Origin of the sequence: Pelomonas sp. Root1237 (assembly GCF_001425055.1) — a bacterium.
GTDB lineage: Bacteria > Pseudomonadota > Gammaproteobacteria > Burkholderiales > Burkholderiaceae_C > Pelomonas.
The window spans coordinates 660,321-686,814 of the sequence record NZ_LMDK01000016.1 but is presented as its reverse complement, the minus strand read 5'-3'; the positions used below and the strand labels follow the sequence as shown (position 1 = coordinate 686,814).

The 26,494-nt window shown below is 67.6% G+C and carries 25 protein-coding genes; 17 read left to right on the top strand and 8 right to left on the bottom strand.

Annotated elements, in window-relative coordinates:
* Window positions 1-151 precede the first annotated feature (151 nt).
* On the top strand, window positions 152-694 hold the full coding sequence (locus ASC91_RS15945; protein ID WP_157281656.1) for an ornithine carbamoyltransferase: 543 nt from the start codon (window positions 152-154) through the stop codon (window positions 692-694).
* Window positions 695-715: 21 nt separating this feature from the next.
* Here ASC91_RS15945 and ASC91_RS15940 read toward each other — a convergent pair whose 3' ends face one another.
* The 6 genes from ASC91_RS15940 to ASC91_RS15915 all read right to left on the bottom strand — a co-directional run bounded on the left by ASC91_RS15940 (window position 716) and on the right by ASC91_RS15915 (window position 8,277).
* On the bottom strand, window positions 716-3,388 hold the full coding sequence (locus ASC91_RS15940) for a bifunctional acetate--CoA ligase family protein/GNAT family N-acetyltransferase (protein ID WP_056199666.1): 2,673 nt from the start codon (window positions 3,386-3,388) through the stop codon (window positions 716-718).
* A gap of 72 nt (window positions 3,389-3,460) precedes the next feature.
* Window positions 3,461-4,294 carry a universal stress protein gene (locus tag ASC91_RS15935; RefSeq protein ID WP_056198429.1) on the bottom strand — a complete coding sequence of 278 codons (834 nt, stop codon included), beginning with the start codon at window positions 4,292-4,294 and terminating at the stop codon, window positions 3,461-3,463.
* A gap of 28 nt (window positions 4,295-4,322) precedes the next feature.
* Window positions 4,323-5,345 carry an alcohol dehydrogenase AdhP gene (gene adhP / locus ASC91_RS15930; RefSeq protein ID WP_056198426.1) on the bottom strand — a complete coding sequence of 341 codons (1,023 nt, stop codon included), beginning with the start codon at window positions 5,343-5,345 and terminating at the stop codon, window positions 4,323-4,325.
* Window positions 5,336-6,724: an MBL fold metallo-hydrolase RNA specificity domain-containing protein gene (locus tag ASC91_RS15925; RefSeq protein ID WP_056198423.1), complete on the bottom strand. Its 1,389-nt coding sequence runs from the start codon at window positions 6,722-6,724 to the stop codon at window positions 5,336-5,338. Before ASC91_RS15925 ends, adhP begins: the two co-directional genes overlap by 10 nt.
* A 176-nt stretch (window positions 6,725-6,900) precedes the next feature.
* Window positions 6,901-7,671, bottom strand: coding sequence for an ABC transporter substrate-binding protein (locus ASC91_RS15920; RefSeq protein ID WP_082532719.1), 771 nt, complete (start codon window positions 7,669-7,671; stop codon window positions 6,901-6,903).
* A gap of 54 nt (window positions 7,672-7,725) precedes the next feature.
* The gene (locus tag ASC91_RS15915) at window positions 7,726-8,277 is read right to left on the bottom strand and encodes an NUDIX hydrolase (RefSeq protein ID WP_056198418.1); all 552 of its coding nucleotides are present in this window, start codon (window positions 8,275-8,277) and stop codon (window positions 7,726-7,728) included.
* 33 nt (window positions 8,278-8,310) lie between these two features.
* Between ASC91_RS15915 and maiA the strand changes: the two genes are divergently transcribed.
* The gene (maiA, locus tag ASC91_RS15910; RefSeq protein ID WP_056198415.1) at window positions 8,311-8,946 is read left to right on the top strand and encodes a maleylacetoacetate isomerase; all 636 of its coding nucleotides are present in this window, start codon (window positions 8,311-8,313) and stop codon (window positions 8,944-8,946) included.
* Window positions 8,947-8,989: 43 nt separating this feature from the next.
* On the top strand, window positions 8,990-9,664 hold the full coding sequence (locus ASC91_RS15905) for a polyphenol oxidase family protein (protein ID WP_235532003.1): 675 nt from the start codon (window positions 8,990-8,992) through the stop codon (window positions 9,662-9,664).
* On the opposite strand, the gene ASC91_RS28875 is transcribed toward ASC91_RS15905, so the two are convergent.
* Window positions 9,584-9,850 carry a hypothetical protein gene (locus ASC91_RS28875; protein WP_082532718.1) on the bottom strand — a complete coding sequence of 89 codons (267 nt, stop codon included), beginning with the start codon at window positions 9,848-9,850 and terminating at the stop codon, window positions 9,584-9,586. The two genes, ASC91_RS15905 and ASC91_RS28875, sit on opposite strands and share 81 nt — an antisense overlap.
* 183 nt (window positions 9,851-10,033) lie before the next feature.
* On the opposite strand from ASC91_RS28875, the gene phaC reads away from it, so the two are divergent.
* From phaC to ASC91_RS30785, 4 genes are all read left to right on the top strand, one after another.
* A complete protein-coding gene (phaC, locus tag ASC91_RS15900; RefSeq protein WP_056199665.1) occupies window positions 10,034-11,644 on the top strand; it encodes a class I poly(R)-hydroxyalkanoic acid synthase in 1,611 nt (536 codons plus the stop codon).
* A 20-nt stretch (window positions 11,645-11,664) separates the two neighbouring features.
* The gene (locus tag ASC91_RS15895) at window positions 11,665-12,849 is read left to right on the top strand and encodes an acetyl-CoA C-acetyltransferase (protein WP_056198411.1); all 1,185 of its coding nucleotides are present in this window, start codon (window positions 11,665-11,667) and stop codon (window positions 12,847-12,849) included.
* 31 nt (window positions 12,850-12,880) lie between these two features.
* The gene (gene phbB / locus ASC91_RS15890) at window positions 12,881-13,618 is read left to right on the top strand and encodes an acetoacetyl-CoA reductase (RefSeq protein ID WP_056198408.1); all 738 of its coding nucleotides are present in this window, start codon (window positions 12,881-12,883) and stop codon (window positions 13,616-13,618) included.
* 203 nt (window positions 13,619-13,821) lie between these two features.
* Window positions 13,822-15,762 carry a methyl-accepting chemotaxis protein gene (locus ASC91_RS30785; protein ID WP_056198405.1) on the top strand — a complete coding sequence of 647 codons (1,941 nt, stop codon included), beginning with the start codon at window positions 13,822-13,824 and terminating at the stop codon, window positions 15,760-15,762.
* Here the strand turns inward: ASC91_RS30785 and ASC91_RS15880 are convergent.
* Complete coding sequence (locus ASC91_RS15880) at window positions 15,743-16,132, bottom strand: hypothetical protein (protein WP_056198402.1); 390 nt, start codon at window positions 16,130-16,132, stop codon at window positions 15,743-15,745. The genes ASC91_RS30785 and ASC91_RS15880 overlap by 20 nt on opposite strands.
* Before the next feature lie 219 nt (window positions 16,133-16,351).
* On the opposite strand from ASC91_RS15880, the gene ASC91_RS15875 reads away from it, so the two are divergent.
* From ASC91_RS15875 to ntrC, 10 genes are all read left to right on the top strand, one after another.
* Window positions 16,352-17,164 (top strand): TIGR00266 family protein, encoded by an 813-nt coding sequence (locus ASC91_RS15875; protein WP_056198399.1) that lies wholly within the window; start codon window positions 16,352-16,354, stop codon window positions 17,162-17,164.
* Window positions 17,165-17,234: 70 nt separating this feature from the next.
* Entirely contained in the window at window positions 17,235-18,233 is a 999-nt protein-coding gene (locus ASC91_RS15870; protein WP_082532716.1) for a hypothetical protein, read from the top strand.
* A complete protein-coding gene (locus ASC91_RS15865; protein WP_082532715.1) occupies window positions 18,230-19,057 on the top strand; it encodes a polysaccharide deacetylase family protein in 828 nt (275 codons plus the stop codon). The genes ASC91_RS15870 and ASC91_RS15865 overlap by 4 nt, the downstream gene beginning before the upstream one ends.
* Entirely contained in the window at window positions 19,054-20,031 is a 978-nt protein-coding gene (locus ASC91_RS15860) for a sterol desaturase family protein (RefSeq protein WP_056198396.1), read from the top strand. The genes ASC91_RS15865 and ASC91_RS15860 overlap by 4 nt, the downstream gene beginning before the upstream one ends.
* Window positions 20,031-20,864 (top strand): EI24 domain-containing protein, encoded by an 834-nt coding sequence (locus ASC91_RS15855; protein WP_056198393.1) that lies wholly within the window; start codon window positions 20,031-20,033, stop codon window positions 20,862-20,864. Before ASC91_RS15860 ends, ASC91_RS15855 begins: the two co-directional genes overlap by 1 nt.
* Window positions 20,865-20,868: 4 nt before the next feature.
* On the top strand, window positions 20,869-21,660 hold the full coding sequence (locus ASC91_RS15850; protein WP_056198390.1) for a molybdopterin-binding protein: 792 nt from the start codon (window positions 20,869-20,871) through the stop codon (window positions 21,658-21,660).
* 166 nt (window positions 21,661-21,826) lie between these two features.
* Window positions 21,827-23,242 carry a type I glutamate--ammonia ligase gene (gene glnA / locus ASC91_RS15845; protein ID WP_056198387.1) on the top strand — a complete coding sequence of 472 codons (1,416 nt, stop codon included), beginning with the start codon at window positions 21,827-21,829 and terminating at the stop codon, window positions 23,240-23,242.
* A 99-nt stretch (window positions 23,243-23,341) separates the two neighbouring features.
* On the top strand, window positions 23,342-23,833 hold the full coding sequence (locus ASC91_RS15840) for a hypothetical protein (RefSeq protein ID WP_056199659.1): 492 nt from the start codon (window positions 23,342-23,344) through the stop codon (window positions 23,831-23,833).
* Between the two features lie 24 nt (window positions 23,834-23,857).
* Entirely contained in the window at window positions 23,858-24,955 is a 1,098-nt protein-coding gene (gene glnL / locus ASC91_RS15835) for a nitrogen regulation protein NR(II) (protein ID WP_056198384.1), read from the top strand.
* 34 nt (window positions 24,956-24,989) lie between these two features.
* Window positions 24,990-26,462: a nitrogen regulation protein NR(I) gene (ntrC, locus tag ASC91_RS15830; RefSeq protein WP_056198380.1), complete on the top strand. Its 1,473-nt coding sequence runs from the start codon at window positions 24,990-24,992 to the stop codon at window positions 26,460-26,462.
* Window positions 26,463-26,494 lie beyond the last annotated feature (32 nt).

Below are 26,494 nucleotides of genomic sequence, written 5' to 3'. Positions count from 1 at the left end.
AGGGTCTCCATTGGGGCTGCTCGAAGAAATCGATGCTAGGCAGGCCCCGCCAATGACGTGTCAACACGCGACATCGCTGGGTAGCGGTGCGTAAACACTGCGTGAACCGTTGGTGACGGAGCCTCTCAACACCGAGCCGGACTCTGCCGGCTTGACCTTGGTCAATGGCCGCGCAGTTGGCGTCGATACGCTGCCACTCATGTGTTCCGAGGCTCGCCAAGGCGCCGCTGGCGCCACTTCTTCCTACCCCGTCGACGCCGCTGCCGTGCTGCGGCAGGCGAGGGTGCTCTTGAGGCTGCAGGCCTCGGAGATGAAGCCGTTGACGGGCAGGCGGCTGGCGCTGATGTCGCCGCACCCGGAGGACGACGAGGGGAGCGAATTCGCGCAGGCGGCGACGGCGCTCGGTGCCCATGTGTCCTTTGTCCAGCCCGGGCTTGACGAGCACAGCAGCCCATGGCGGGTCGATGCAACGGCACGCATGCTGAGCCGTCTCTACGACGCGGTTGAATGTCAGCACCTGCCCGCCGCCCTGACAGGGCGCCTGGCCCGCAGCGCCGACATTCCTGTGTTCGCCGGGCTGGCGACCGCCGGCCATCCCACGGCCGTGCTCGCACAGGCACTGGACGGCGACGTCGCGTGGGCCATCAAGCGGCGCAAGATCCTGCAGGCGGCGCTGGTTATCAGCCTGGCTTGAGGAGCTGCGCTTGGTCCGTCGTCATGAGCCGTTGCAGCCCGAGGCTCGGCTGACGAGGACGATCTCCGACGGCTGGGCACCGCCCGGCCTGACGTCAAAACCCATGCGTTTGAGCAGGTTCAGCATCGCCCGGTTCTCGCGCAGCACGTGGCCGACGACGCGCTGCGTGCCGCGCGAGGCGGCGTAGTCGAGCAGGGCCTGCATCAGCAGGCGGCCGAGGCCCCGGCGCTGCAGGTCGCTGCGCACCAGCAGGCCGAACTCCGCCTCGACGTTGTCGGGATCGCGCACGAGACGGGCCACGCCGAGCGTGCGGGGGCCGCCAGCGGCCTGCTCATCGACGATGACGAGCGCCATCTCGCGCTCGTAGTCGATCTGCGTCATCCGGGCGAGGTCGTCATGCGTCAGCGCGTGCGGCGCCTGGAAGAAGCGCATGCGCAGGTCTTCGGGGCTGCAGGCCTGCAGGAACTCGCGATGCAAGGCCTCGTCCTCGGGCCGGATCGGTCGCATCAGCAGCGTGCTGCCTTGGCAGTGCAGAGTTCGCACCAGCTCTGCCGGGTAGGGGCGCACGGCGAAGCGCGCCATGCCGGAGGGTGCCGACGCCGACAGGCGCACGCGGGCATCCAGCGCGAGCACGCCGTGCTCGTCGGCCAGCAGCGGGTTGATGTCCAGCTCGGCCATTTCGGGCAGATCGGCCAGCATCTGCCCGACGGCGGTCAGCGCGTCGCACAAGGCGTCGATGTGGGCCGGCGGCCGCCCGCGATAGCCGGCCAGCAGCCGGGCCACCCGGGTGCGGTCGATCAGCTCGCGTGCCAGCGCGCGGTTCAACGGCGGCAGCGCCACGGCGCGGTCGCCCAGCACTTCCACCGCGATGCCGCCCTGGCCGAACAGCAGCACCGGGCCGAAGATCTGATCCACGTGCGCGCCGACGATGAGCTCCTGGGCGCGGGGCCGTTGCACCATGGCCTGCACGCTGAATCCCTCGATGTGGGCTTCCGGACGCGTGGCTTGCAGATGATCGAGCATCTCCTGTGCGGCCAGGCGCACGGCGGCTTCGCCGCGCAGGTCCAGGCGCACGCCACCGGCGTCCGACTTGTGCAGGATGGCCGGGGACACCACCTTCAGCACCACCGGCCCGTCGATGCGCTGGGCGGCCTCGGCGGCGGCCTGTGGCGAGGCTTCGGCGCGCAACGTCGGCACGACCGCGATGCCATAGGCAGCCAGCAGTGCCTTGGCATCGATCTCGTCCAGCCATTCACGGCCAGCGCCCAGCGCGGCGTCGATGATGGCGCGCGCCCGTGCCAGGTCCGGCTTGCCGTTCGCGCCGGCGCTTGGCGTTTGGCGTAGTGCCGTCTGGTTGCGCCGGTAGGTCTGCATCAGCGAGAACGCGCGCACGGCCTCCTCGGGCGTCTCGTAGCCCGCGATGCCGGCCTCTTCGAAAGCGCTGCGCGCCGGCGCCACCGTGTCACCGCCCAGCCAGCAGCTCAGCACACGGCCCCGGTGCTCGGCGATCAGTGGGGCGCATGCCCGGGCGATGGCTTCACTGGAGACGATGGCCGTCGGTGCGTGCACGAACAGCACCGCGCCCGCCTCGGGGGCGTCGAACAGGGCCTTGAGCGTGTCCACGTAGCGCTGCGCGGGCGCGTCGCCAATGATGTCGATCGGGTTGCCGTGCGACCAGTTGGCCGGCAGCACGGCGTTGAGCCGCTTCATCAGCGCCTCGCCCGGGCGCGCCAGCGTCACGCCCAGCGGCGCGGCGGCGTCGGCCACCATCACGCCCGCGCCGCCGCCATTGGTCATGACCATCAGCTCGCGGCTGTGGTTGTCACGAAAGCGCGCGAGCGTCTGCGCGGCGATGAAGAGATCCTTCAGCGTGTCCACGCGCAGCATGCCGGCGCGGCGGATGGCGGCGTCGAAGACGATGTCCTCGCCCGCCAGCGCGCCCGTGTGTGAGGCGGCGGCCTTCATGCCGGCCGGCGCGCGGCCGGCCTTGACGACGATGACGGGCTTGATGCGGGCCGCGGCACGCGCTGCCGACATGAACTTGCGTGGCGATGTGATGGATTCGATGTAGAGCAGGATGGCGCGCGTATGCCGGTCCGTGGCCAGATGGTCCAGCAGGTCGGCGAAGTCGACGTCGGCGTGCTCGCCCAGCGAGACGAGGTGCGAGAAGCCGATGCGCTCGGCGTTGGCCCAATCCAGCAGGGCCGTCAGCAATGCGCCCGACTGGGACACCAGCGCCAGCTCGCCGGGCAGCGCTTTCGCCTGGGTGAAGCTGGCGTTCAGCCCGAGGTGCGGGCTCAGCAGGCCGATGCAGTTGGGCCCCAGCAGGCGCAGCGTGTGCGGCCGGGCGGCGTCCAGCGCCGCCTGCTTCTGCGCTGGTGTGAGGCCCGCCGTCACGATGATGGCGGCCCGAGTGCCGCGCACACCCAGCTGCCCGACCAGCGGCGCGATGGTGTCCGGTGGCGTGCACAGCACGGCCAGGTCCGGCGTGAACGGCAGCTCGGCGACGCCGGCAAAGCAGGGCTGGCCGTCCAGCCTGTCCAGCCGCGGGTTCACGGCCGCCATCGGGCCCTTGAAGCCGCCGCTCAGCAGGTTGCGCCAGACGGTGGTGCCGACGCGGCCGGGCTTGTCGGAGGCGCCGAAGACGGCTACCGAGTCGGGCGTGAGCAGGCGATCGAGATGGCGCTGGGTCATGAGCGCATCCTCGCCACCGCCCGCAGCCCGGCCCTTGCGCTGGATCAAGCCAGCGCGGGATGCTGCGGGGGATCAATGCGACATCAGCACCGGCACGGTCATCGATGCCAGCAGCCTGCGGGAGACACCCCCGAACAGCCGCTCCGCCCAGCGGGCGTGGCCATAGGCACCCATGACGATCAGGTCCGCCCCGGTGTCGGATGCCGCATTCAGCAGAGCGTCGCCGATGGGCAGTGCCGTCACTTCCTCGCGCACGATGGCATCGACGCCCTGCAGCGCCAGCCATTGGCGCTGGCAGGCGAGGCGCGCGGCCGGGGCTTCACCTTCGGCGTCTCGGCGCCAGTGCATCAGCCAGACGTTGTCGGCGCGGCGCAGCAGCGGCAGCGCGTCCGTCATCGCCCGCACCGACTCGCGGCTGCCGTCCCAGGCCAGCAGCACGCGACGCGTGCGCAGGGGTTCGCGATGCGTGTAGGGGATCATCAGGACCGGACGCACGCAGCGCAGCAGCACCTGTTCCAGCGCGGCCGCGTGCTGGCGATGGTCGGGCAGCGACGGGTCGGGTTGGCTCATGATGAGCAGGTCCGTGCATTGCGAATGCCGTGCCAGCGATTGCGCCGCGGGCGTCTGGTCGGCGAGCGCCTCGAATGAGGGCAGCCCGGCAGCGCCGCAGCGTTGGTGGAAGTTTTGCGCGAGGGCCTGGGCCTGTGCGAGCAGGGTCGCGCAGGCGCCACTGACGTAGTCGTCCATCGCGGCGGCAGCCTGCAGCGCCTGCAGCTCGACCGTGGCGCTGGGCGCCAGGCCGATCAGGTGGGCTTCGAACTCCCTGGCCAGCGCGATGGCAATGCTGACGCGCGTCGGGTTGGCCGGGGTCGCGTCCAGGGCAACCAGCAGGCTGCGATAGCTCATGGGATTCGTCTCCTTGGGAAGGCAAAAGTCAGGCAAAGCTCAACACGGCCCGGCCATCGATGCGCCCCGTGCGCAGGTCGTCGAAGATGCGGTTGATATCGTCCAGCCGGTGCATGGTGGTGCTGGCGTGCACGACACCGTCCGCGGCGAACTGCAGCGCTTCGTTCAGGTCCTGGCGCGTGCCGACGATGGAGCCGCGCACGGTCTTGGCATTGAGAACGACGTCGAAGATCGGCAGCGCGAAGTCGCCGGGTGGCAGGCCGACCATGGACATGGTGCCGCGCTTGCGCAGCATGCCCAGCGCCTGGCTGAAGGACTGGCGCGAGACGGCGGTCACGAGGGCGCCGTGCACACCGCCCAGTTCGCGCTGCAGTGCGGCGGCCGGGTCTTCATCGGCAGCGTTGATGCACAGCTCGGCGCCCAGCCGCTGGGCCAGTTGCAGCTTGGCCGAATCGATGTCCACGGCTGCGACGTGAAAGCCCATCGCGCGTGCGTACTGGACGGCCAGGTGCCCGAGACCGCCGATGCCGACGACGGCCACCCATTGCCCCGGCCGGGCGTCCAGTACTTTCAGGCCCTTGTAGACCGTCACGCCGGCGCACAGGATGGGCGCGAGGGATTCGAAGGACAGGCCGTCGGGCAGATGGCCCACATAGGCCGGATCGGCCAGCACGTATTCGGCGAAGCTGCCGTTGACCGTGTAGCCGGTCATCTGCTGGTGGTCGCACAGCGTCTCCCAGCCCGTCAGGCAGTGCTCGCAATGCCCACAGGCGGTGTGCAGCCAGGGCACGCCCACGCGATCGCCTTCGCGGATGCCGCGCACACCCGCGCCGACGGCGGCGACATGGCCGACGCCCTCGTGGCCCGGAATGAAGGGCAGCGGTGGTTTGATCGGCCAGTCGCCGTCGGCGGCATGCAGGTCGGTATGGCAGACGCCGCAGGCGGCCACCTTCACGAGGACCTGCCCGGCGGGGACTTCGGGGATGGCCACTTCCTCCAGGCTGAGGGGCTCGCGGTAAGCGCGGACGACCGCAGCTTTCATCATGGGCATGGCAACTCCTTGGACGGGACGGCGTCGAGGTATTCGGGTACCGAGGCCGGCCAGCCCAGGCCTTCCTCGATAGCCTGGCGCAGCGCGTCGGCGGCCTGGGGCTCGCCGTGGGTCACGTAGACGTGGCTGGGCGGGTGCGGCAGCGTTTGCAGCCAGGCCAGCAGCTGGGGTTGGTCGGCGTGCGAGGACATGCCGTCGATGGCGGCCACCTCGGCGCGCACGGGCACCCACTGGCCGTGCATGCGGATGCGGTCGGCGCCGGCCAGCAGGGTGGCGCCGCGCGTGCCGGCGGCCTGATGGCCGACGAAGACGATGCTGTTCCTGGGATCTGGCGCCAGTGCTTCCAGGTGGTGCAGCACGCGGCCGCCGGTGGCCATGCCGCTGGCGGCGACGATGACGCTCGGATAGGTGGGACGGTTCAGCGCACGAGATTCCTCCTCCGTGCGGACGTAGCGCACCTTGTCGACGAGGTCGCGGCGCTCAGGCTCGGTCAGCCTGTGTTCATCAGCATGGACCTGCACCAGGCGCGTGACCTGCGTGGCCATGGGGCTGTTGAGGTAGATGGGCAGGTCGGCGATGCGCCCGGCGGCTTTCAGGCGCAGCAAGGTGTGCAGGATGGCCTGGGCCCGCCCGACGGCGAAGGCCGGGATCAGCGTCGTGCCGCCGCGGGCGGCGGTGCGCGAGATGACGTCGCAGAGCTGGTCTGCGCTGGGCGTTTGAGAGTGCCGCCGATCGCCGTAGGTGGACTCGATGACAACGACGTCGGCCGCGGGCGCCGCGGCTGGCGGCAGCATGACGGTGTCGTCACTGCGGCCGAGGTCGCCCGAGAAGGTGATCGAGCTGGAAGCCGTTGCGAGGTGGACGCTGGCGGCGCCAATGATGTGGCCGGCATGGCTGAACGTTGCCGTCAGGCCGGGGACGGGTTCGAAGACTTGGCCGAAAGCGTGCCGGCGTACCTGCTTGAGGCTGTGCAGGGCCTGGGCCTCGGTGTACAGCGGCAGCGCCGGTGAATGCTTGCTGAAGCCGTGCCGGTTGGCGTAGCGGGCGTCCTCCTCCTGCAGCCGGCCCGAATCCGGCAACAGCACTGACAGCAGGTCGCTGGTGCCAGGCGTCGCGTGGATGGAGCCGCGAAAGCCCTCCGCCACCAGGCGGGGCAGGAAGCCGCTGTGATCGATATGGGCGTGCGTCATCACCACGGCATCGATGGACGCCGCCGGCACCGGGAAGGGGGCCCAATTGCGCAGGCGCAACTGCTTCAGGCCCTGGAACAGCCCGCAGTCGACGAGCAATCGCCGGCCGGCGAATTCGACGAGGTAGCGGGAACCGGTCACGGTGCCTGTTGCGCCGAAGAAGCGCAGTCGAAGCTCGTCCGTGCTCATGGCCGGTATCCCGGCAGCCGGTACACCGGGCCGTGGCCCACAAGCAGGCGGAGTGCGGGTTCCACCGATCCGACATTGATGACCATGGGGGCCTCCCGACCTGTTGAAGTCAGGTCCAGCGTAGGCCGGCGCACTGCCGGTGGCCTTGCGCTGGATCAAGCCGCGCGTGAACGGCCCTAGCTGGGCGTGGACGGGCGCTCGACGCCCCAGCGCCGGTACAGCTCGATGGCCGAGCCGGTGCGCAACCACTGTTCGAAGGCCTGGTCGTAGCGTTGCGACAGGGCCTCACCGCCGGCGCTGCGTGCAAAGGCCATATGCCCGTGCAGCACGTCCAGCGGTGGCGAGCAGCGCGCAACGGCGTCAGCCAGGCTCAGGCGTTGCAGCACCGGCTGGCAGTTGCGGTCGTTCGCTGCGAACAGCTCGATGCGCCGCTTCATCAGCATCTGCAACCCGGCGTCGACGCTCTGCACCCAGGTCAACTGGTTCATGCCCGTCTTCATGCGCTCGAAGCGGCTGCCGTAGGCCCAGCCGCGCACAGCGGCCACGGGGGCCTGGGCCAGCTCGCCGAACTCACCCGTCCAGCGCGCCTCCTCGCCGCGGCGGGCGTACCAGACCATGGCGTCCGAGTAGAAGGAGCGCACGCTGAACAGCATGCGGGCCTCGCGTTCCGGCGTGCGGTAGGGGCCGATGAGGATGTCCGCCTCGCCCTGCTCCAGCATCAGCTGCGCGCGCGGCCAGGGCAGCCATTCGCAGCGTACGTTGTCGCCGAACAGCATGCCCAGCAGATCCACCGCCAGGCCCTTGGGCGCCTGGCCCTCGGCGCCCTCGAAGATGCGCGCGAACTGCGAGCCCACCGCGCGCAGCGGTGTCGCGTGGGCCGGCCGCGCCAGCCCCAGCCCCGCCATCCAGCCCAACCCCGCCTTGCACCACACGCGCCGTGTCGTCATGGCTCATCCCTCCGTTGGAGACGCCGTTGATGATGCGCGCCGCGGAGGGTGAGATCAAGGAATGTCGATGTCGTGCAGCGCAAAGCCGCCACCCTGGCGGCGGTCTTCGAAAAAGCAACGCAGCGTCTCGCGTGTCGTCTTGAAGGCGATCTCGCCCCAGGGGATCTCTTCTTCGCTGAAGAGCCTGGCCTCCAGCGACTCCGGCCCCGGGTTGAACTCGGGCGAAAGCAGCCGGGCGCGGTAGAAAAGGTGGACCTGGCCCACCCGCACGACGTTGAGCACCGTGTACAGCGGCCCCATCTCGATGTCGGCGCCGGCTTCCTCCTGGGTCTCGCGCAGGGCGCCCTCGGTGGTGGTCTCGTTCAGCTCCATGAAGCCGGCCGGCAGCGTCCACAAGCCATGCCGCGGCTCGATGGCGCGCCGGCACAGCAACACGCGGCCGTCCTCCCAGACCGGCAGCGTGCCCACCACGTTCAGCGGGTTCTGGTAGTGGATGGCGCCACAGCCCGGGCAGACCGCGCGTTCGCGGTTGTCGTCGTCGGGGATGCGGTATTCCACGGCGGTGCCGCAGTTCGGGCAGTGTCTGAGCGGGCTGGGAAAGGGCATGTGGCCCAGTTTATGGCGAGCAGAATGACAGCCATGAAGCTCTACAACTACTTCCGCTCTTCCGCCTCGTGGCGTGTGCGCATCGGCCTGGCGATCAAGGGCCTGGACTATGACTACGCGGCCATCCACCTCGCAAAGAACGAGCAGTTCGCTGGCAGCTTCGCTGAGCAGCAGGTCTCCCACCTGGTGCCGGCGCTGGTGCTGGACGACGGCCCCTGGTTGAGCCAGTCCATGGCCATCCTGGAGTATCTGGAAGAGACCCATCCCGAGCCGCCCTTGCTGCCCAAGGGTGCCGTCGCGCGGGCCCAGGTGAGGGCGCTGGCCCAGGACATCGGTTGCGACATCCACCCGATCAACAACCTGCGCGTGCTGCGCTACTTGAAGAACGACCTCGGTCAGGAGCAGGCGATCGTCGACCGCTGGTACCGCCATTGGGTGGCGACGGGCCTGAGCATCGTCGAGCAGCGCCTGGCGGCCACGGCGGGGGAATACTGCTTTGGCGACACGCCGGGCCTTGCTGATTGCATGCTCGTGCCCCAGGTCTACAACGCCCAGCGCTTCGAATGCCCGCTGGACGACTTCCCGACCGTCATGCGCGTGAACGCCGCCTGCCTGGCCCTGCCGGCCTTTGCCAATACGCATCCCAGCGTCTGTCCCGATGCAGCCTGATCCGAACTGGCTGCGCCCGGATTGGCCGGGCGTGACGGCCTTCATGACCACTCGCGGTCCCAACTTCGGACGCAAAGCGGGCGACCCCGAACTGGCCAAGGCCAACCGCATCGGACTCGCCGAGGTGCTCGGCGCGCGGCCGGTCTTTCTCGATCAGGTTCATGGCGCCGACGTTGTGCGCCTGCGCGCCGACTGGCACGACGACAACGCGCCCAAGGCCGATGCAGCCGTGTCGACCGACCCCCAGCTGGCCGTGGCCATCCTGGTCGCCGACTGCCTGCCGGTGCTGTTCTCGGCGCCGGGCGGTGTGGCCGGCGCGCATGCCGGCTGGCGCGGCCTGGCGGCTGGTGTGCTGGAGAACACGGTGGCCGAGCTTTGCGACGCCGCGAACTGCGAGCCGCATGAAGTGAAAGCCTGGCTGGGCGCCTGCATCGGCCCCGCGGCCTTCGAGGTGGGCCCAGAGGTCGTCGCCGCCTTTGGGCGTGAGCCCATCGAGTGCGACCAGCCCGGCTTCGTCTACCGGCCCAACCCCGAGCCTCGCTGGCGCGCTGATCTGCCCCTGTTGGCTCGCGAAAGATTGATCTCGGTCAATATCACCCAAATCAGCGGCGGCACCTGGTGCACCCTGACCGATGATTCACTTTTCTTCTCGTTCCGGGGCGAGGCCGTCGGCCGGCCCCGCGGCCGGATGGCCGCCTGCATCTCCTTGCGCGGCTAGCTCGGCAGCACGCCGCCGACGCTTGCGGCCGGGCGTGCCGAGGATGTAGAGCAGCAGGCCCAGTGGAAGGACGCCGTAGAGCATCAGCGTGACGAAGGCACCGAACAGCGAGCCCTGAGGGCTGATCGCTTCTGCTGCCGCCATCATCAGCGCGACGTAGGCCCACGCGATGGCAACGAGGTACATGATGGGGGTGTCATTGGCGCGTCAGTGCGCAAGAGTACAAACAGGGTCTGCGAGATGTGGCAAGCTTATTGCAACGGATCGAGACAACACCGCTGACGCGGGAGCTCCGAGGAAGACATGGCCACACGCAAGAAGAACGACGCCCCGCCCGCTATGGAGGGGCCGGCTGTATTCGCGGACCTGATGCAGCAGATGGCGCATCTGCCGCAGATCTCACCCACCGCACTGGCCGAATTGCAGGCCGATTATCTGAAGCAGGCCACGGCGTTGTGGAACACGTCGCTGGGGCAGGGCGAGGCTCCGGCCATCGGCGACCGCCGCTTCGCCGCGCCCGAATGGCGGAGCAACCCGGCCGCCAGCTTCATGACCCAGCTCTACCTGCTCAACAGCCAGACGCTGGGCCGGATGGCCTCGGCCATCGAGGCGGACGACAAGACCAAGGCGCGCATCCGTTTCGCCGTGCAGCAGTTCGTCGATGCCGTGTCGCCCAGCAATTACCTGGCGTTGAACCCCGAGGCGCAGAAGCTGGCGCTGGACAGCCAGGGCGAGACGCTGACCCGTGGCCTGCAGCAACTGTGGGGCGACGTGCAGCGCGGCCATGTGTCGCAGACGGACGAGAGCGCCTTCGAGGTCGGCAAGAACGTGGCCACCACGGCCGGCAGCATCGTTTTCGAGAACGAGCTGTTCCAGCTCATCGAATACGCGCCGCTGACGAAGGAAGTGCACACGCGACCCTTCCTGCTGGTGCCGCCCTGCATCAACAAGTTCTACATCCTGGACCTGCAGCCGGACAACTCGCTGATCCGCTACGCCGTCTCCGAAGGCCATCGCGTCTTCGTCGTCAGTTGGCGCAACCCGGATGAATCCATCAAGCAGCTGGGCTGGGACGACTACATCGAGACCGGCGCCATCGAAGCCATCCGCGTCGCGCAGGAGATCTCGGGCCAGGACAAGATCAACACTTTAGGCTTCTGCGTCGGCGGCACCATCCTCGCCACGGCGCTGGGCGTGCTGGCCGCGCGCGGCGAACAGCCGGCCGCCAGCGTCACGCTGCTGACCACGCTGCTGGACTTTGCCGACAACGGCATCCTCGACATCTTTGTCGACGAGGCCATGGTGAGGCTGCGCGAGGCGACGCTGGGCCCCGAGTCGCCCAAAGGCCCGCAACTGCTGCACGGCCAGGAGCTGGCCACGACCTTCAGCTTCCTGCGCCCCAACGACCTGGTCTGGAACTACGTCGTCGGCAACTACCTGAAGGGCGAGCAGCCGCCGCCCTTTGACCTGCTGTACTGGAACGGCGACTCGACCAATCTGCCCGGGCCGATGTACTGCTGGTATCTGCGCCACACCTACTTGCAAAACGAGTTGAAGCAGCCAGGCAAGCTGACGGTCTGCGGCGAGAAGCTGGACCTCGGCGCCATCGAGGCGCCGGTCTACATCTACGGCTCGCGCGAGGACCATATCGTGCCTTGGACCAGCGCCTACCGCAGCACCCAGATCCTCAAGGGCAAGAAGCGCTTCGTGCTGGGTGCGTCGGGTCATATCGCCGGCGTCATCAACCCGCCCGCCAAGGGCAAGCGCAGCCACTGGATTGCCAAGGGAGCAGCCCTGCCGGCCGACCCCGAGGCCTGGTTGGCCAGTGCCGCCGAACACCCCGGCAGCTGGTGGCCGGACTGGTCCGCCTGGCTGGCCTTGCATGCCGGCGCCAAAAAGGCCGCGCCCAAAGAGCCGGGCAACCGCAAGTTCAAGGCGATCGAGCCCGCGCCCGGTCGCTATGTGAAGGTCAAGGCCTGATCGTTTTTAAGGAGACATCCATGAGCAAAGAAGACATCGTCATCGTCGCCGCCGCACGCACGGCCATCGGCAAGTTCGGCGGCACGCTCGCCAAGACGCCCGCCACCGAGCTGGGCGCTGCCGTCATCCAGGACCTGCTGCGTCGCACCGGCCTGGCCGGCGACCAGATCAACGAGGTCATCCTCGGCCAGGTGCTGACCGCTGGCGTCGGCCAGAACCCGGCGCGCCAGTCCGTCATCAAGTCCGGCCTGCCCAACGTCGTGCCAGCCATGACGATCAACAAGGTCTGCGGCTCGGGCCTCAAGGCCGTGATGCTGGCGGCTCAGGCCATCCGCGATGGCGACAGCGACATCATCATCGCCGGCGGCCAGGAGAGCATGAGCATGAGCCCCCACGTGCTCAACGGCTCGCGCGATGGCCAGCGCATGGGCGACTGGAAGATGGTCGACACCATGATCGTCGACGGCCTGTGGGACGTGTACAACCAGTACCACATGGGCATCACGGCCGAGAACGTGGCCAAGAAGTACGGCATCACGCGCGAGCAGCAGGATGCGCTCGCACTGGGCAGCCAGCAGAAGGCCGCCGCGGCCCAGGACGCGGGCCGCTTCAAGGACGAAATCGTGCCGTTCAGCATCGCGCAGAAGAAGGGTGATCCGATCGTCTTCGCCGCCGACGAGTTCATCAACCGCAAGAGCAACGCCGAAGCCCTGGCTGGCCTGCGCCCGGCCTTCGATAAAGCCGGCAGCGTGACCGCAGGCAATGCCTCGGGCCTGAACGATGGCGCCGCCGGCGTCGTCGTCATGACGGCCGCCAAGGCCGCGGCCCTGGGCCTGACGCCGCTGGCGCGCATTGCTTCCTACGCCTCGGCCGGCCTGGACCCTGCGCTGATGGGCATGGGCCCCGTGCCCGCGGCCCGCAAGGCGCTGGAGCGCGCCGGCTGGAAGCCCGCCGACCTCGACCTGCTGGAAATCAACGAAGCCTTCGCCGCCCAGGCCTGTGCCGTGCACAACGAGATGGGCTGGGACATGAGCAAGGTCAACGTCAACGGCGGCGCGATTGCGCTGGGCCACCCCATCGGCGCCAGCGGCTGCCGCGTGCTCGTCACGCTGCTGCACGAGATGGTCAAGCGCGATGCCAGGAAGGGCATCGCCTCGCTGTGCATCGGCGGCGGCATGGGTGTCGCACTCACCGTCGAACGTTGATACCCTCACCCAATCACAACAGGAGACATCCATGAGCAAGAAAGTTGCCTACGTCACGGGCGGTATGGGCGGCATCGGTACCGCCATCTGCCAGCGCCTGCACAAGGAAGGCTTCAAGGTCATCGCCGGCTGCGGTCCGAGCCGCGACTTCAAGAAATGGCTCGATGAACAGAAGGCGCTCGACTACGACTTCTACGCCTCCGTCGGCAACGTGGCCGACTGGGACTCCACCGTTGAGGCTTTCTCCAAGGCCATCGGTGAGCATGGCGCTATCGACGTGCTGGTCAACAACGCCGGCATCACCAAGGACCGCATGTTCTTGAAGATGACGCCGGACGACTGGCATGCTGTCATCGACACCAACCTGAACAGCATGTTCAACGTGACCAAGCAGGTCGTGCCGGGCATGGTGGAAAAGGGCTGGGGCCGCATCATCCAGATCAGCTCGGTCAACGGCGAAAAGGGCCAGGCCGGCCAGACCAACTACTCGGCCGCCAAGGCCGGCATGCACGGCTTCACGATGGCGCTGGCGCAGGAGCTGGCGTCCAAGGGCGTGACGGTCAACACCGTCAGCCCTGGCTATATCGGCACCGACATGGTCCGCGCGATCAAGCCCGAGGTGCTGGAGAAGATCGTGGCGACGATTCCCGTCAAGCGCCTGGGTACGCCCGAGGAGATCGGTTCCATCGTCGCCTGGCTGGCCAGCGGGGATTCGGGCTTCTCGACCGGCGCTGACTTCTCCTGCAACGGCGGCATGCACATGGGGTGAGAGCCGGGCGGCTCCCATCTGCAAAGCCGGCGCCAGCCGGCTTTTTGTTGCTTGCACCGCATTGGGGCGACACGGCAACAATTCCACGCTTGCCCGCGCAACGACCTGCGCTTGTGAACTTATCCCCTGAATCGGGAAGGCGGCCTGACTACATTCCGGCATCTGTGCCAAGCAACTGGCGCATTAGCAATGGGAAGAGCCGGATGAACCTTGTCTTTCTGCCTGCCGTGAGCCTGATGCGCCGCCTGCCGATGGCGCACAAGTTCTTCATCGTCTGCCTGTGCTTTGCGATTCCGCTGGTCTACCTGCTGGTGGCGCTGGCGGGCGATCGCTCGGACGCCCGCGACTTCTCGGCCAAGGAACTGGTCGGTGTTGCCCAGGTGCGCCAGGTCAGTGGGCTGCTGAACGCGGCCATGGTGCTGAGAGGGAGCTCCATCGGGGTGAGCGTCAAGATGCCGGGCGCCAAGGCCAGGCGCGACGAAGCCCTGGTCAAGTTCAACGCGCAGGCCCAGGCGCTGGAGAAGCATATCGGCGCGGAGCAGGACCCGCTCAAGCTCGGCGCCGGCCTGGCTGCCGCGCGCGATAAGGCCAAGGCGCTGATCGCCCTTGGCGCGGCCGAACCCGAGTCGGTCGTCGTGGCCAGCTTTGCGCTGACCGACGCGGTGCAGTCCCTCGTCGAGCAGGCCTCGTCCGAGTCCAACCTGGCCCTGGACCCTGACGCGGATACCTACTACCTGATGCTGAGCGTCACCGATGCCTTGCCACGGCTGCGGGATGCTGTCGGCCGCATGCGCGCCCTCGGCGCCGCCGCTGCTCAAATGGGCTCGCCGCCCGCTGGCGTGCTGCAGCGCCTGCACCAGGCCGACACGGTGACCGAGGAATACCTGACGCGCCTGACCGCCGCACTGAACCGGGTTGCGGCGGCCAATCCCGAGGCCGTGAAAGGCCTGGACGTGCAGCTCGTGGACCGGATCCGCAAGGACTTTCGCGAGAAGTTCGCTCAGGGCTTTGTGCTGGGCGAGCCGCCCAAGGTCGATGCGGCCGAGTGGTTCGCGCTGGGCACGGCGCAGATTGCCGCGTGCGACAAATTGGAGCGCGCCGCGGAGGCGAAGCTGGCCGAACTCGTCACCGCGCGGGTCCAGCGCCTGACGCGCGACCTGTGGACGGCCATGATCCTGGCCATCAGCTTTGTCACCATTGCCGCCTATGCGCTGGTGAGTTATTACCTGGCGTCGCGCAGCAGCTGCGCCGTGCTGGGCCACCGCATCGAGGCCCTGGGCGCCGGCGATCTCAGCGAGACCCCGGCCCTGGCCGGCCGCGACGAGGTCGTGCTGGCGACGAATGCCTTGCGCGAAGCCACGCTGCGCCTGAGTGGCCTCGTGCACGAGGTGCGCGCGGGCGCCGAACACATCTCCACGTCGGCCACGCAGATCTCGGGTGCCAACCAGGACCTCTCGGCGCGCGGCAATGCGATGGCTTCGGTCGTCGAGCAGACCAGTGCCAGCACCGGCGTGCTGGAACAGACCGTCGACCACAACATGAACAGTGCCCGCGAGGCCCATGACCTGGTGCAGGGCGCGGCCGAGCTGGCTGGGCGCGGCGGCGCCATCGTGCAGCGCGCGGTGAACTCCATGGAGGAGATCACCGCGAGCTCGCGCAAGATCGGCGACATCATCCAGGTCATCGACTCCATCGCCTTCCAGACCAACATCCTGGCGCTGAACGCCGCCGTCGAGGCCGCCCGCGCGGGCGAGCAGGGCCGCGGCTTCGCGGTTGTGGCGAGCGAGGTGCGCTCGCTGGCCCAGCGGTCGGCCGAAGCCGCGCGCGAGATCAAGACGCTGATCAACTCCTCCATCGAGACCGTCCACCAGGGCGAGGCCTATGTGGCCCAGGCCGGCGGCTCCATGGGAGAGATCGTGCAGGCCATCCACCGCGTGGCCACCATCGTGGGTGACATCAGCAGCCAGTCTTCCTCCCAGGCCGATCAGGTCCGCCAGCTCGCGGCTGCCATTCGCGAGGTGGATTCGACGACGCAGCAGAATGCAGCCCTCGTCGAGGAGACGGCGGCTTCGGCGTCGATGCTGGAAGACCGTGCCGGTCAGCTGCGCGAGGCGGCGGCGAGGTTCAGGACAGCGATGGCTTGACCGGGATCCGGCGTCGCTGCCAGTGGTCCACGGCATCCACGACCGCTTCCCAGGCGCGGCGGTCGTAGGTGACCGCGGCGAAGAGGTTGTCCGCGCTGGGTTGCTGGCGGACTGCGGTGAGGGCGAGCCGCTCCAGCGGCTCACGCGCCGCCGCGACGCAGCCCGTCAGATCGGCGAATCCCGCGCCGACCCTGTGAAACAGCACCGCGCGGCGCAACTCGGTGGCCTTTAACGAAGGTGACTCGAGCACCCTCAGGAAGATTCGCGCCTGGCCTTCGCCCCGCAATTCGACGCAGAACTCCCTGCGCCAGCCGGTCAAGGCCTGCTCCGCCGTCAACTCGGGCTGGAGGTCATCGATCTGTAGTGTCATCGGCTGCAGTCTGGGGCATCGAGCGGGCGCGCAAGGCGTTCATGTATCTCGATGCTTCCTTGCGGCGCTGGCCGATGCACAGGGACACAAATTGGCGGCCCGTCATCGGGCGCCACGGCAACGGCTTGCCGGGCCCGAAATCCCTGACGCCGCCGCACGGCGCCGACACCCGCATGTCGCCCTATCATCCAGGCCGTTTTTTATCGCCGGGAGGGCCACATGGCCATGGATGTTGTCGACTATGAGATCAAGGGTGCCGAGATGCAGTTCGTCGAGATCGAGCTCGATCCCGGCGAGGCGGCCATCGGCGAGGCGGGCTCGATGTTCTTCATGGACTCCGCCATTGGCATGGACGCCGTTTTTGGCGACGGCTCGGCCAACCAGGGTGGCTTCCTCGGCAAGCTGCTGGGCGCGGGAAAAAGGCTGCTGACGGGCGAGTCGCTGTTCACGACCATTTACACCAACAACGGCGCCGGCAAGCAGCGCGTGGCTTTCGCGGCGCCCTATCCGGGCAAGATCATCCCCATGGATCTGTCGGCGCTGGGCGGCACGCTGATTTGCCAGAAGGACGCCTTCCTGTGCGCGGCGCGTGGCGTGTCCCTGGGCATCGCCTTCCAGCAGAAGCTGTCCGCCGGCTTCTTCGGCGGCGAGGGCTTCATCATGGAGCGCCTGGAGGGCGACGGCCTGGCCTTCGTGCACGCCGGCGGCACCATCGTCCGGCGCAGCTTGCAGCCGGGCCAGACCCTGCTGGTGGACACGGGCTGCGTCGTCGCCTACACGCCCAACGTCAATTTCGAGATCCAGTACGTCGGCAAGATCAAGACGGCGCTGTTCGGCGGTGAGGGCCTGTTCCTGGCCAAGCTGACCGGCCCGGGCGAGGTCTGGCTGCAGAGCCTGCCTTTCTCGCGCCTGGCTTCGCGCATCTTTGCGGCGGCGCCGCAGATGGGCGGCCACAAGGAAGAGGGCTCGGTTCTCGGTGGTTTTGCCGGCGGTGGGCTGCTGGGAAGCATCCTCGGCGGCGACGACGAGTAAGCGCCCCGGTAAACTGGCGCGTTGTGGAGGGCGGCGGCTGCCGCCCTTTTTGCTTTTAAGGACTCCTGGAATGTTTCGTCGCAGCGCGTTCGCGCTCCTGATGGTCCTGGCCGGCCTGGCCCAGGCCAATGCCCAGGGCAATGGCCGCCCCCCTGTCTTCGTGCTGAACTCGCTGGACGCCGACATCTCCGTCGTCGACCCGGCCAGCTTCACCGTCATCAAGCGCATCCCGACCGGCAAGGAGCCCCACCACCTCTACCTGTCGCCCGACGAGAAGTCCCTCATCGTCGCCAATGCGCTGGCCGATTCGCTGACCTTCATCGATCCGCGCACGGCCGAGGTCCAGCGTGTGGTGCGTGGCATTCCCGACCCCTATCACCTGCGCTTTTCGCCGGACATGAAATGGCTCGTCACGGCGTCCAATCGACTGGACCGCGTCGACCTCTACCGTTGGCAGGGCAGCGTTGCGGCCGAGCCGCTGCAATTGGTCAAGCGCATCCCGGCGCCGAAGACGCCGAGTCACCTCAACATCGACACCAAGAGCACGACGCTCTACGCCAGTCTGCAGGACAGCGACGAGCTACTGGCCATCGACCTGGCGACGCAGACCATCAAGTGGAAGCAGGCCGTCGGCAAGATGCCGGCCGACATCTACCTGACGCCGGATGACCGCTTCATCCTCGTCGGCCTGACCGGCGACAAGTTCGTCGAGGTCTGGGACGTCAGCGGCGGAGGCGCACCCAAGCTTGCCAAACGCATCCTGACAGGCGCCGGTGCCCATTCCTTCCGTGCATGGGGCGACAAGCGCCATGTGCTGGTCAGCAACCGCGCCGCCAACACCATCAGCAAGATCGACCTGACGACGCTGACCGTCGTCGACCAATATCCGGCGCCGGCAGGTCCCGACGACATGGAGCTGCTGACCGATGGCAAGACGCTGCTCGTCACCTCGCGCTGGGCCGGCAAGCTCACGCAGATCGACACCGCCACGCGCAAGGTCGTCAGGCAGGTCAAGGTGGGCAAGTCGCCGCACGGCATCTGGACGCTGGATCACCAACCTCGTCTATGAAAGCCTGGGCCCTGGCGCTGGTGGTCACTGCGGCCACCGCGCAACCGTCTTGCGACAAGCCGGTCTACCTCACCTTCGACACCGGCCACATGGGTGTTGCGCCGCTGATCGCCGAGACGCTGAAGAAGCACAACGCGAAAGCGACCTTCTTCCTCGCCAACGAACCGACGCTGACCGGCGGCACGACGCTGGACGACACCTGGGCGCCCTGGTGGCGCGAGCGTGCAGCCGAGGGCCATGACTTCGGCGCCCACACCTGGGACCACGACATCTTCATGGAAGACGTGCTGGATGCCGACGGCAAGGTGGTGCGCTTCAAGGTGAAGACGCAGGCCGGCGTCAACCCGCCTGTCGTTCACGAGGTCACGCCCGAGCAGTATTGCGAGAGCCTGAAGAAGGTCGGCGAGCGCTTCACGGCCATGACGGGCAAGTCGCTGGGCCCCATCTTCCGCGCGCCGGCGGGACGCTCGTCCAAGGCCCTGCTGAATACCGCCAAGGCCTGCGGCTTCACCCATGTGGGCTGGAGCAGCGCGGGCTTCCTGGGCGATGAACTGCCCAGCCAGAGCCACCCCAACGCGCAGCTGCTGGACAAGGCGCTGCGCGACATCAAGCCCGGTGACATCCTGCTCGCCCACCTTGGCATCTGGGAACGCCAGGACCCCTGGGCGCCGGCCGTGCTGGAGCCGCTGATGACGGGATTGGAGCAGCGGGGCCTATGCTTTGCACTGCTGCGCGAGCATCCCCGCTACGCCCCACTGTTCAAGGCCGCCGACACCAAGGTCGCCCTGAAGATCGAACCCAAAACCTACGCCCGCAAGCCGTGATCGACTGGATCGCCAACGCCTTCGACAGCCTGCAGCTGTGGCTCTACGAGTCCGTCGTGCAGCCGGTCGTGTTCGGACTGGGCTTTGGCAACCTGCTGGAGGACGCCTTCGATGCGACCGGCTGGCTGCTACTGGGGCTGATCCAGATCGTCGTCATCGTTTTGGGCATCGGCATCCTGGAGCGGCGCTGGCCGGTCGAGCCGGTGACTGACCACGCGGCCGTGCGCACCGACGTCATCTACACGCTGATCCACCGCCTCGGCCTCGTTCGCCTGTTGATCTTCTTCAGCATCGAGCCGCTGTGGGACGGCATCGCTGGCGAACTGCGCATGGCGGGCCTGCCGACCTGGCAGCTCGACGGCATCTGGCCCGGCGTGACCGATGTCGCCTGGGTCAGCCTGCTGCTCTACCTCGCCGTCTTCGACTTCGTCGGCTACTGGCTGCACCGCGCCCAGCACCAGTTCAACTGGTGGTGGGCCCTGCACAGCCTGCACCACAGCCAACGCCAGATGACGATGTGGAGCGACAACCGCAATCACCTGCTGGACGACGTGCTGCTCGGCACGGCGCTGGCCCTGCTGGCCCGCCTCATCGGTGTGGAGCCGGGGCAGTTCGTCGCCATCACCGTCATCACCCAGCTGCACGAGAGCCTGCAGCATGCGAACGCGCGCATCAGCTTTGGGCGCATCGGCGAGCGCCTCTTGATCAGCCCACGCTTCCACCGCCTGCACCACAGCATCGGCATCGGCCACGAATCCGGTGGCCGCGGCACGCTGGGCGGCCACAACTTCGGCGTCCTGCTGCCGCTATGGGACCTGCTGTTCCGCACCGCCAACTTCGAGAATCGCTTCGACGCCACCGGTGTGCGCGACCAGTTGCCCGAGGAAGGTGGCCGCGACTACGGCGGCGGCTTCTGGCACCAGCAATGGCTGGGGCTGACCCGCCTGTTCCGCTCGTTCAGGAAAGCCGCTTGATGCAAAGCCTCGTCGACTCCTTCTGGCGCGCCGCCGCCTACTGCCTGCATCCGCGCGTTATCGGGCTGTCGTTGCTGCCGCTGCTCATCTGTGGCGTGCTGGTGTTCGGCTTCATGTTCTTCTTCTGGGAGGGCGCCATTGCCGCAGTGCGCGCGACGCTGGAGAGCTGGCGCCTCATCGAGAGCCTGCTGCAGTGGCTGGACAGCTGGGGTCTGCAGGCCTTCCGCAGCGCGTTGGCGGCCATCGTCGTGCTGGCTGGCGTGCTGCCGGTCGTCATTCTGATGAGCCTGCTGCTGGTCGCGCTGCTGATGACGCCGGCCATCGTCCGCCTCGTCGCCCAGCGCCGCTTCCCGCTGCTGGAGAAGAAGCGCGGCGGCACGCTGATGCAGAGCGTCGCGGCCTCGCTGGGCGCCACCGTCATCGCGCTGGTGCTCATCCTGCTGTCCATGCCGCTGTGGCTGATCCCGCCCCTCGTCATGGTGCTGCCGCCGTTGATCTGGGGCTGGCTGACCTACCGTGTCTTCGGCTTCGACGTGCTGGCGGACCATGCCTCCGCCGAGGAGCGCCGCGCATTGCTGAAGGAGCACCGCATCCCGATGCTGGCCATGGGCGTGGTCTGCGGTTATCTCGGCGCAGTGCCGTCACTGATCTGGGCCGTTTCCGGTGTGGCCGCCGTCATCTTTGCGCCCTTCGTCGTGCTGCTGGCGATCTGGCTGTACACCTTGGTCTTCGCCTTCTCGACCGCCTGGTTCACCCATTACGCGCTGGGCGCCCTGCAGGCGCGGCGGGCGGCGGAGCCGGTGGCTGAATCTGCCGTCCTCATCGAAAGCTGAAGCTATGCAAGTGGGTCTCATCATCATTGGCGACGAGATCCTCTCGGGCAAACGCCAGGACTCGCACCTGGCCAAGTTCATCGAGTTGCTGGGGCAGCGCGGCATGCAGCTCGCCTGGGCGCAATACCTGGGCGATGACCGTGAGCAGCTTGTCGGCAAGCTGCGCGAGGCTTTTGCGAGCGGTGATCTCATCGTCAGCTGTGGCGGCATTGGCGCGACGCCCGACGATCACACCCGCCAGTCCGCCGCAGCGGCGCTAGGCCGGCCGCTGGCCCTGCACCCCGAGGCGCGCGAGCTGATCTGGCAGCGCATCCAGCAGATGGCGGCCGAACAGGGCAAGACGGTGACGGCCGACGAGCCCGACACGCTGCGCCGGTTGGAGATGGGCGTCTTCCCGGAAGGCGCCGGCATCGTGCCCAACCCCTTCAACAAGATCCCCGGCTTCTTCGTGGGCAACGTCCACTTCGTGCCGGGTTTTCCGGTCATGGCGCATCCGATGATGGCCTGGGTGCTGGACCGCTTCCCGCAATTGCATCGCCAGGCCGGCGTCATCGAGCGCTCGCTGATCGTGCAGGGCGCGATGGAGGCCAGCCTGACGCCGCTGATGGAGGCCATCGAGGCCGAGTTCGCCGGCATCAAGGTCTTCAGCCTGCCGAGCGTCGACCATCCGCAATGGGGACGCTGTATCGAGTTGGGAGTGAAGGGGGAGGCGCAAAGCCTCGACGTCGCCTATGACGCCCTGAAGCGGGGCGTGATCCAGTTTGGTGCAACCATCGGCACCGAGCTGGTGCGATAGTTCTCGCGCTGTCACGGGCCCCGCCACATAATCCCCGGCGATGCCGGGCAGCAACCCATGTCGGTGCATCTGGCATGCAACCTGCTTTAAATCCCCCCGTGGCCGCTGGCGCGTGTGCGTCGGTGGCGGCATTCCACCCCTGTCCAGATCCCGCTAGGAGCTATTGATGGCCAAGACCGTCGCCGATGTGATGAACATCGTCAAGGAAAACGAAGTCAAGTTCGTTGACTTCCGCTTCACCGATACCCGTGGCAAGGAGCAGCACGTCTCCGTGCCGGTCTCCCATTTCGACGAAGACAAGTTCATTTCGGGCCACGCCTTCGACGGCTCCTCGATCGCCGGCTGGAAGGGCATCGAAGCCTCGGACATGCTGCTCATGCCCGATCCGAACACCGCCAACATCGACCCCTTCTTCGAAGAGCCGACGCTGATCCTGTCCTGCGACGTGGTCGACCCGGCCGACGGCAAGGCCTATGAGCGCGACCCGCGTTCGCTGGCCAAGCGCGCCGAGGCTTATCTGAAGGCTTCCGGCCTGGGCGACACGGCTTATTTCGGCCCGGAACCCGAGTTCTTCATCTTCGACAGCGTGCGCTGGGGCAATGAAATGTCCGGCTCGTTCTTCAAGATCGAGTCCGAGGAAGGCGCCTGGAACTCCTCCAAGGAATACGAGCACGGCAACTCCGGCTACCGTCCCACCGTCAAGGGCGGCTACTTCCCCGTGCCCCCGGTCGACAGCGGCCAGGACATGCGCTCGGAGATGTGCCTGATCCTCGAGCAGATGGGCATTCCGGTCGAGGTGCATCACCACGAAGTGGCGAACGCGGGCCAGATGGAAATCGGCACCAAGTTCAGCTCGCTGGTGCAGCGCGCCGACTGGCTGCAGCTGCAGAAGTACATCATCCAGAACGTCGCCCATGCCTATGGCAAGACCGCGACCTTCATGCCCAAGCCCCTGGTGGGCGACAACGGCAGCGGCATGCACGTTCACCAGTCCGTCTGGAAGGACGGCAAGAACCTGTTCGCCGGTGACGGTTACGCCGGCCTGAGCGAATTCGCGCTGTACTACATCGGCGGCATCATCAAGCACGCCCGCGCGCTGAACGCCATCACCAACCCCGGTACGAACTCGTACAAGCGTCTGGTGCCCGGCTTCGAAGCCCCGGTGAAGCTGGCCTACTCGGCCAAGAACCGCTCGGCCTCGATCCGCATTCCCTACGTCGCCAACCCCAAGGGCCGCCGCATCGAAGCGCGCTTCCCGGATCCTTCCGCCAACCCCTACCTGGCCTTCAGCGCGCTGCTGATGGCCGGCCTGGACGGCGTGGAGAACAAGATCCATCCGGGCGAAGCCGCCACCAAGGACCTGTACCACCTGCCGCCCGAGGAAGACGCGAAGATCCCGACCGTCTGCCACAGCCTCGACCAGGCGCTGGACTACCTGGACAAGGGCCGCTCCTTCCTGACCAAGGGTGGCGTGTTCACCGACAGCTACATCGATGCCTACATCGAGCTGAAGATGCAGGAAGTGACGCGCTTCCGCATGGCCACGCACCCGGTCGAGTTCGACATGTACTACGCGCTGTGATGGCCATGGGCAGCACACGCGCTGCCTGTGTCATCCCCGTGGAAGGGGGCCGCTGGTGCGGCCCCTTTTTTGTTGCCGACGCTGAGCCACAATCCCGCCATGCTGAATCGATTGCTGGCTCCGTTGTTCGTCCTGGCCAGCCTGGGCGCGCAAGCCCAGGGCACGGTCTATCGCTGCCCCGGGCCGCCGGTGCTCTACACCGATGCCTTGAGCGCGAAGGAAGCCAACGAGAAGGGCTGCCGCACGATCGAAGGCACGCCGATCACCGTCTTGCAGGCACCCAGGCCGCGCGCCAGCGCTTCGGCGGCACCGGTGGCCGAGGGGCCGCGCGGTGCTGAAAGCCGCATCGACGCCGGCCAGCAGCGCGTGCGCGACGACGAGCGCCGCCGCGTGCTGCAGACCGAGCTGCGCCAGGCGGAAGAACGCCTCGCGGCCGCGCAGCGCGAGTTCAACAACGGCCAGGGTGAGCGCCGCGGCGACGAGCGCAACTACCAGAAGTACCTCGACCGCATGGCCGAGCTCAAGGACAGCATCGCCCGCCACGAGTCCGACATCCAGGCGCTCAAGCGCGAAATCGCCAAACTTCCCTGAGGCGCAGAGCGCCTCCGGCGCTCCATGACCGATACCTTTTTGCTGCCGGCGGAATTTGCCGGCCTGGACTTGCTGGCGACCATGGTCGTTGTCACCAGCGCGGAGGGCGAATGCCTGTTCGCCAATGCCGCCTTCGAGAACGTCATGCGGCTGTCGCGCCGCAGCGTGCAGAAGGCCCAGTTGCCCGACTGGTTCGATGACGCCCAGCGCCTCACCGAGACCCTGGCCGGCGTTGCTGCCAACCATTACTCCAGCAGCCGCTTCGACGCCTTGCTGCGCCGCGGCTCCTGGGCCCACGAGGATGGGCTGCCCGTGCATGTCATCGTGTCGCAGATGGATGCGGGCGACGACGACGTGCCGCGCGTGCTGGTGGAGCTCATCGAGATTGCCCAGCAGGCGCGCCAGGACCGTGACGAGCGCAGCCTCGACCAGGTCCAGGCCACCAAGGAGCTGACCCGCAACCTCGCCCACGAGATCAAGAACCCGCTGGGGGGCATCCGCGGTGCAGCGCAACTGCTGGCGCTGGAACTGCAAGACGGCAATCCCGAGCTGACCGAATACACCCAGGTCATCGTGCATGAGGTGGACCGCCTGCAAAGCCTGGTCGACCGCCTGCTGGCCCCGCATCGCCGCGCCCAGGTCGTCGGTGATGCCAACATCCACGAGATCTGCGAGCGGGTGCGCGCGCTGGTGCTCATCGAGCATCCCAAGGGCCTGGTCATTCACCGCGACTACGACACCTCGCTGCCGGATTTCCGCGGCGACCGCGAGCAGTTGATCCAGATGGTGTTGAACATCGTGCAGAACGCCGCGCAGGTGCTGGGTTCGCGCATCGCGGCCGGCGACGCCCAGATCGTTTTGCGCACGCGGGTGGCCCGGCAGGTGACCATCGGCAAGCAGCGCTGGCGCTTGGCATTGGAATTGCATATTGAGGACAACGGTCCCGGCGTCCCCGCCGAGATCCGGGATCGCATCTTCTTTCCCCTGGTCTCAGGGCGGGAGGGCGGCTCGGGACTCGGACTCACGCTTGCGCAGACGATCGCCCAGCAACATCAGGGCATGATCGATTGCGAAAGCGAGCCGGGCCTGACGAATTTCCGAATCACGCTGCCCTTGCCTTGACGCCACAAGCCGACAGGATGGGCTGAGGAACCGCATGAAATCCATCTGGGTTGTTGACGACGACCACTCGATCCGCTTCGTGCTCGAGAAGGCCCTGGCCCGCGAGGGGCTGCCGGTGCGCAGCTTCAGCAATGCGCGCGACATGCTCGCTGCTCTCGACGACGACAGTCCGCAAGTGCTGGTGTCTGACATCCGCATGCCCGGCGGCTCGGGCCTGGAACTGCTGGCCAAGGTCAAGGCGCGGCTGCCGGCGCTGCCCGTCATCATCATGACGGCCTACTCCGACCTCGACAGCGCTGTGTCGGCCTTCCAGGGTGGCGCTTTCGAGTACCTGCCCAAGCCTTTCGACCTGCCGCGTGCCGTCGAGCTGATCCGTCGCGCGCAGGAGGAAAGCCAGCGCGAGGCCGGCGAGCAGGAGGCCGCCGCGCAGGTGCCCGAGATGCTGGGCCAGGCGCCGGCCATGCAGGACGTCTTCCGCGCCATCGGCCGCCTGTCGCAGAGCAACGTCACCGTCATGATCACGGGCGAGAGCGGCTCGGGCAAGGAACTGGTCGCCCGCGCGCTGCACAAGCACAGCCCGCGTGGCGAAGGCCCCTTCGTTGCCATCAACACCGCGGCCATCCCGAAGGACCTGCTGGAAAGCGAGCTCTTCGGCCACGAGCGCGGTGCCTTCACCGGTGCCCAGGCCTCGCGGCGCGGCCGCTTCGAGCAGGCCGACGGCGGCACGCTCTTCCTCGACGAAATCGGCGACATGCCCTTCGAGCTGCAGACGCGCCTGTTGCGTGTGCTGTCTGATGGCCAGTTCTACCGCGTCGGTGGGCACAGCCCGATGCGCAGCAATGTGCGCGTCATCGCCGCCACGCACCAGAACCTGGAAGACCGTGTGCGCCAGGGCGTGTTCCGCGAGGACCTGTTCCACCGCCTCAACGTCATCCGCCTGCGCCTGCCGCCGCTGCGCGAGCGCCGCGAGGACGTGCCCTCGCTGGCCCGTCATTTCCTGCAGCGCAGTGCGACCGAGCTGGGTGTCGAGGCCAAGCGCCTGTCTGACGCCGCCCTCGTCGTGCTGACCAATTTCGACTTCCCTGGCAATGTGCGCCAGCTGGAGAACATCTGTCACTGGCTCAGCGTCATGGCGCCCAGCCAGACCGTCGAGCCCAAGGACCTGCCGGACGAGGTGCAGCCCGGCTATGTCCCGGCGCCTTCCACGACGGCCATGACAAGCGTGCCGGCTGCGCAGTCCAGTGCCGCTGCGCCCCTGCCGGCCGCCGCGCCGGCCAGCACCAGCAGCGGCGAAGGTTGGCTGGCCGACATGGCTGCCGATGCGCGCGCAAGGCTGCTGGCGGGTGAACCTGACGTGTGGGATGCGCTGACGAAGAAGTTCGAGGCACAGCTCATCCTGACGGCGCTGGACATCACGCGCGGCCGCCGCATCGAGGCCGCCCAGAAGCTCGGCATCGGCCGCAATACCATCACACGCAAGATCCAGGAGCTGGGCCTGGACGTTTGAGAAACGCCGCTCCCCGGTCTGCCGGGGAGCCG

Excerpts from the sequence above, each read along its gene's own strand:
- ASC91_RS15880 (WP_056198402.1), bottom strand. The coding sequence starts at position 16,132 with ATGACACTACAGATCGATGACCTCCAGCCCGAGTTGACGGCGGAGCAG.
- glnL (WP_056198384.1), top strand. The coding sequence starts at position 23,858 with ATGACCGATACCTTTTTGCTGCCGGCGGAATTTGCCGGCCTGGACTTG.
- ASC91_RS15855 (WP_056198393.1), top strand. The coding sequence starts at position 20,031 with ATGCAAAGCCTCGTCGACTCCTTCTGGCGCGCCGCCGCCTACTGCCTG.
- ntrC (WP_056198380.1), top strand. The coding sequence starts at position 24,990 with ATGAAATCCATCTGGGTTGTTGACGACGACCACTCGATCCGCTTCGTG.
- adhP (WP_056198426.1), bottom strand. The coding sequence starts at position 5,345 with ATGCCCATGATGAAAGCTGCGGTCGTCCGCGCTTACCGCGAGCCCCTC.
- ASC91_RS15850 (WP_056198390.1), top strand. The coding sequence starts at position 20,869 with ATGCAAGTGGGTCTCATCATCATTGGCGACGAGATCCTCTCGGGCAAA.
- ASC91_RS15840 (WP_056199659.1), top strand. The coding sequence starts at position 23,342 with ATGCTGAATCGATTGCTGGCTCCGTTGTTCGTCCTGGCCAGCCTGGGC.
- phaC (WP_056199665.1), top strand. The coding sequence starts at position 10,034 with ATGCAGCAGATGGCGCATCTGCCGCAGATCTCACCCACCGCACTGGCC.
- ASC91_RS15925 (WP_056198423.1), bottom strand. The coding sequence starts at position 6,724 with ATGAGCACGGACGAGCTTCGACTGCGCTTCTTCGGCGCAACAGGCACC.
- maiA (WP_056198415.1), top strand. The coding sequence starts at position 8,311 with ATGAAGCTCTACAACTACTTCCGCTCTTCCGCCTCGTGGCGTGTGCGC.
- ASC91_RS15935 (WP_056198429.1), bottom strand. The coding sequence starts at position 4,294 with ATGAGCTATCGCAGCCTGCTGGTTGCCCTGGACGCGACCCCGGCCAAC.
- glnA (WP_056198387.1), top strand. The coding sequence starts at position 21,827 with ATGGCCAAGACCGTCGCCGATGTGATGAACATCGTCAAGGAAAACGAA.
- ASC91_RS15865 (WP_082532715.1), top strand. The coding sequence starts at position 18,230 with ATGAAAGCCTGGGCCCTGGCGCTGGTGGTCACTGCGGCCACCGCGCAA.
- ASC91_RS15940 (WP_056199666.1), bottom strand. The coding sequence starts at position 3,388 with ATGACCCAGCGCCATCTCGATCGCCTGCTCACGCCCGACTCGGTAGCC.
- ASC91_RS15915 (WP_056198418.1), bottom strand. The coding sequence starts at position 8,277 with ATGCCCTTTCCCAGCCCGCTCAGACACTGCCCGAACTGCGGCACCGCC.
- ASC91_RS15875 (WP_056198399.1), top strand. The coding sequence starts at position 16,352 with ATGGCCATGGATGTTGTCGACTATGAGATCAAGGGTGCCGAGATGCAG.
- ASC91_RS15895 (WP_056198411.1), top strand. The coding sequence starts at position 11,665 with ATGAGCAAAGAAGACATCGTCATCGTCGCCGCCGCACGCACGGCCATC.
- phbB (WP_056198408.1), top strand. The coding sequence starts at position 12,881 with ATGAGCAAGAAAGTTGCCTACGTCACGGGCGGTATGGGCGGCATCGGT.
- ASC91_RS15870 (WP_082532716.1), top strand. The coding sequence starts at position 17,235 with ATGTTTCGTCGCAGCGCGTTCGCGCTCCTGATGGTCCTGGCCGGCCTG.
- ASC91_RS15905 (WP_235532003.1), top strand. The coding sequence starts at position 8,990 with ATGACCACTCGCGGTCCCAACTTCGGACGCAAAGCGGGCGACCCCGAA.
- ASC91_RS15920 (WP_082532719.1), bottom strand. The coding sequence starts at position 7,671 with ATGACGACACGGCGCGTGTGGTGCAAGGCGGGGTTGGGCTGGATGGCG.
- ASC91_RS30785 (WP_056198405.1), top strand. The coding sequence starts at position 13,822 with ATGAACCTTGTCTTTCTGCCTGCCGTGAGCCTGATGCGCCGCCTGCCG.
- ASC91_RS28875 (WP_082532718.1), bottom strand. The coding sequence starts at position 9,850 with ATGTACCTCGTTGCCATCGCGTGGGCCTACGTCGCGCTGATGATGGCG.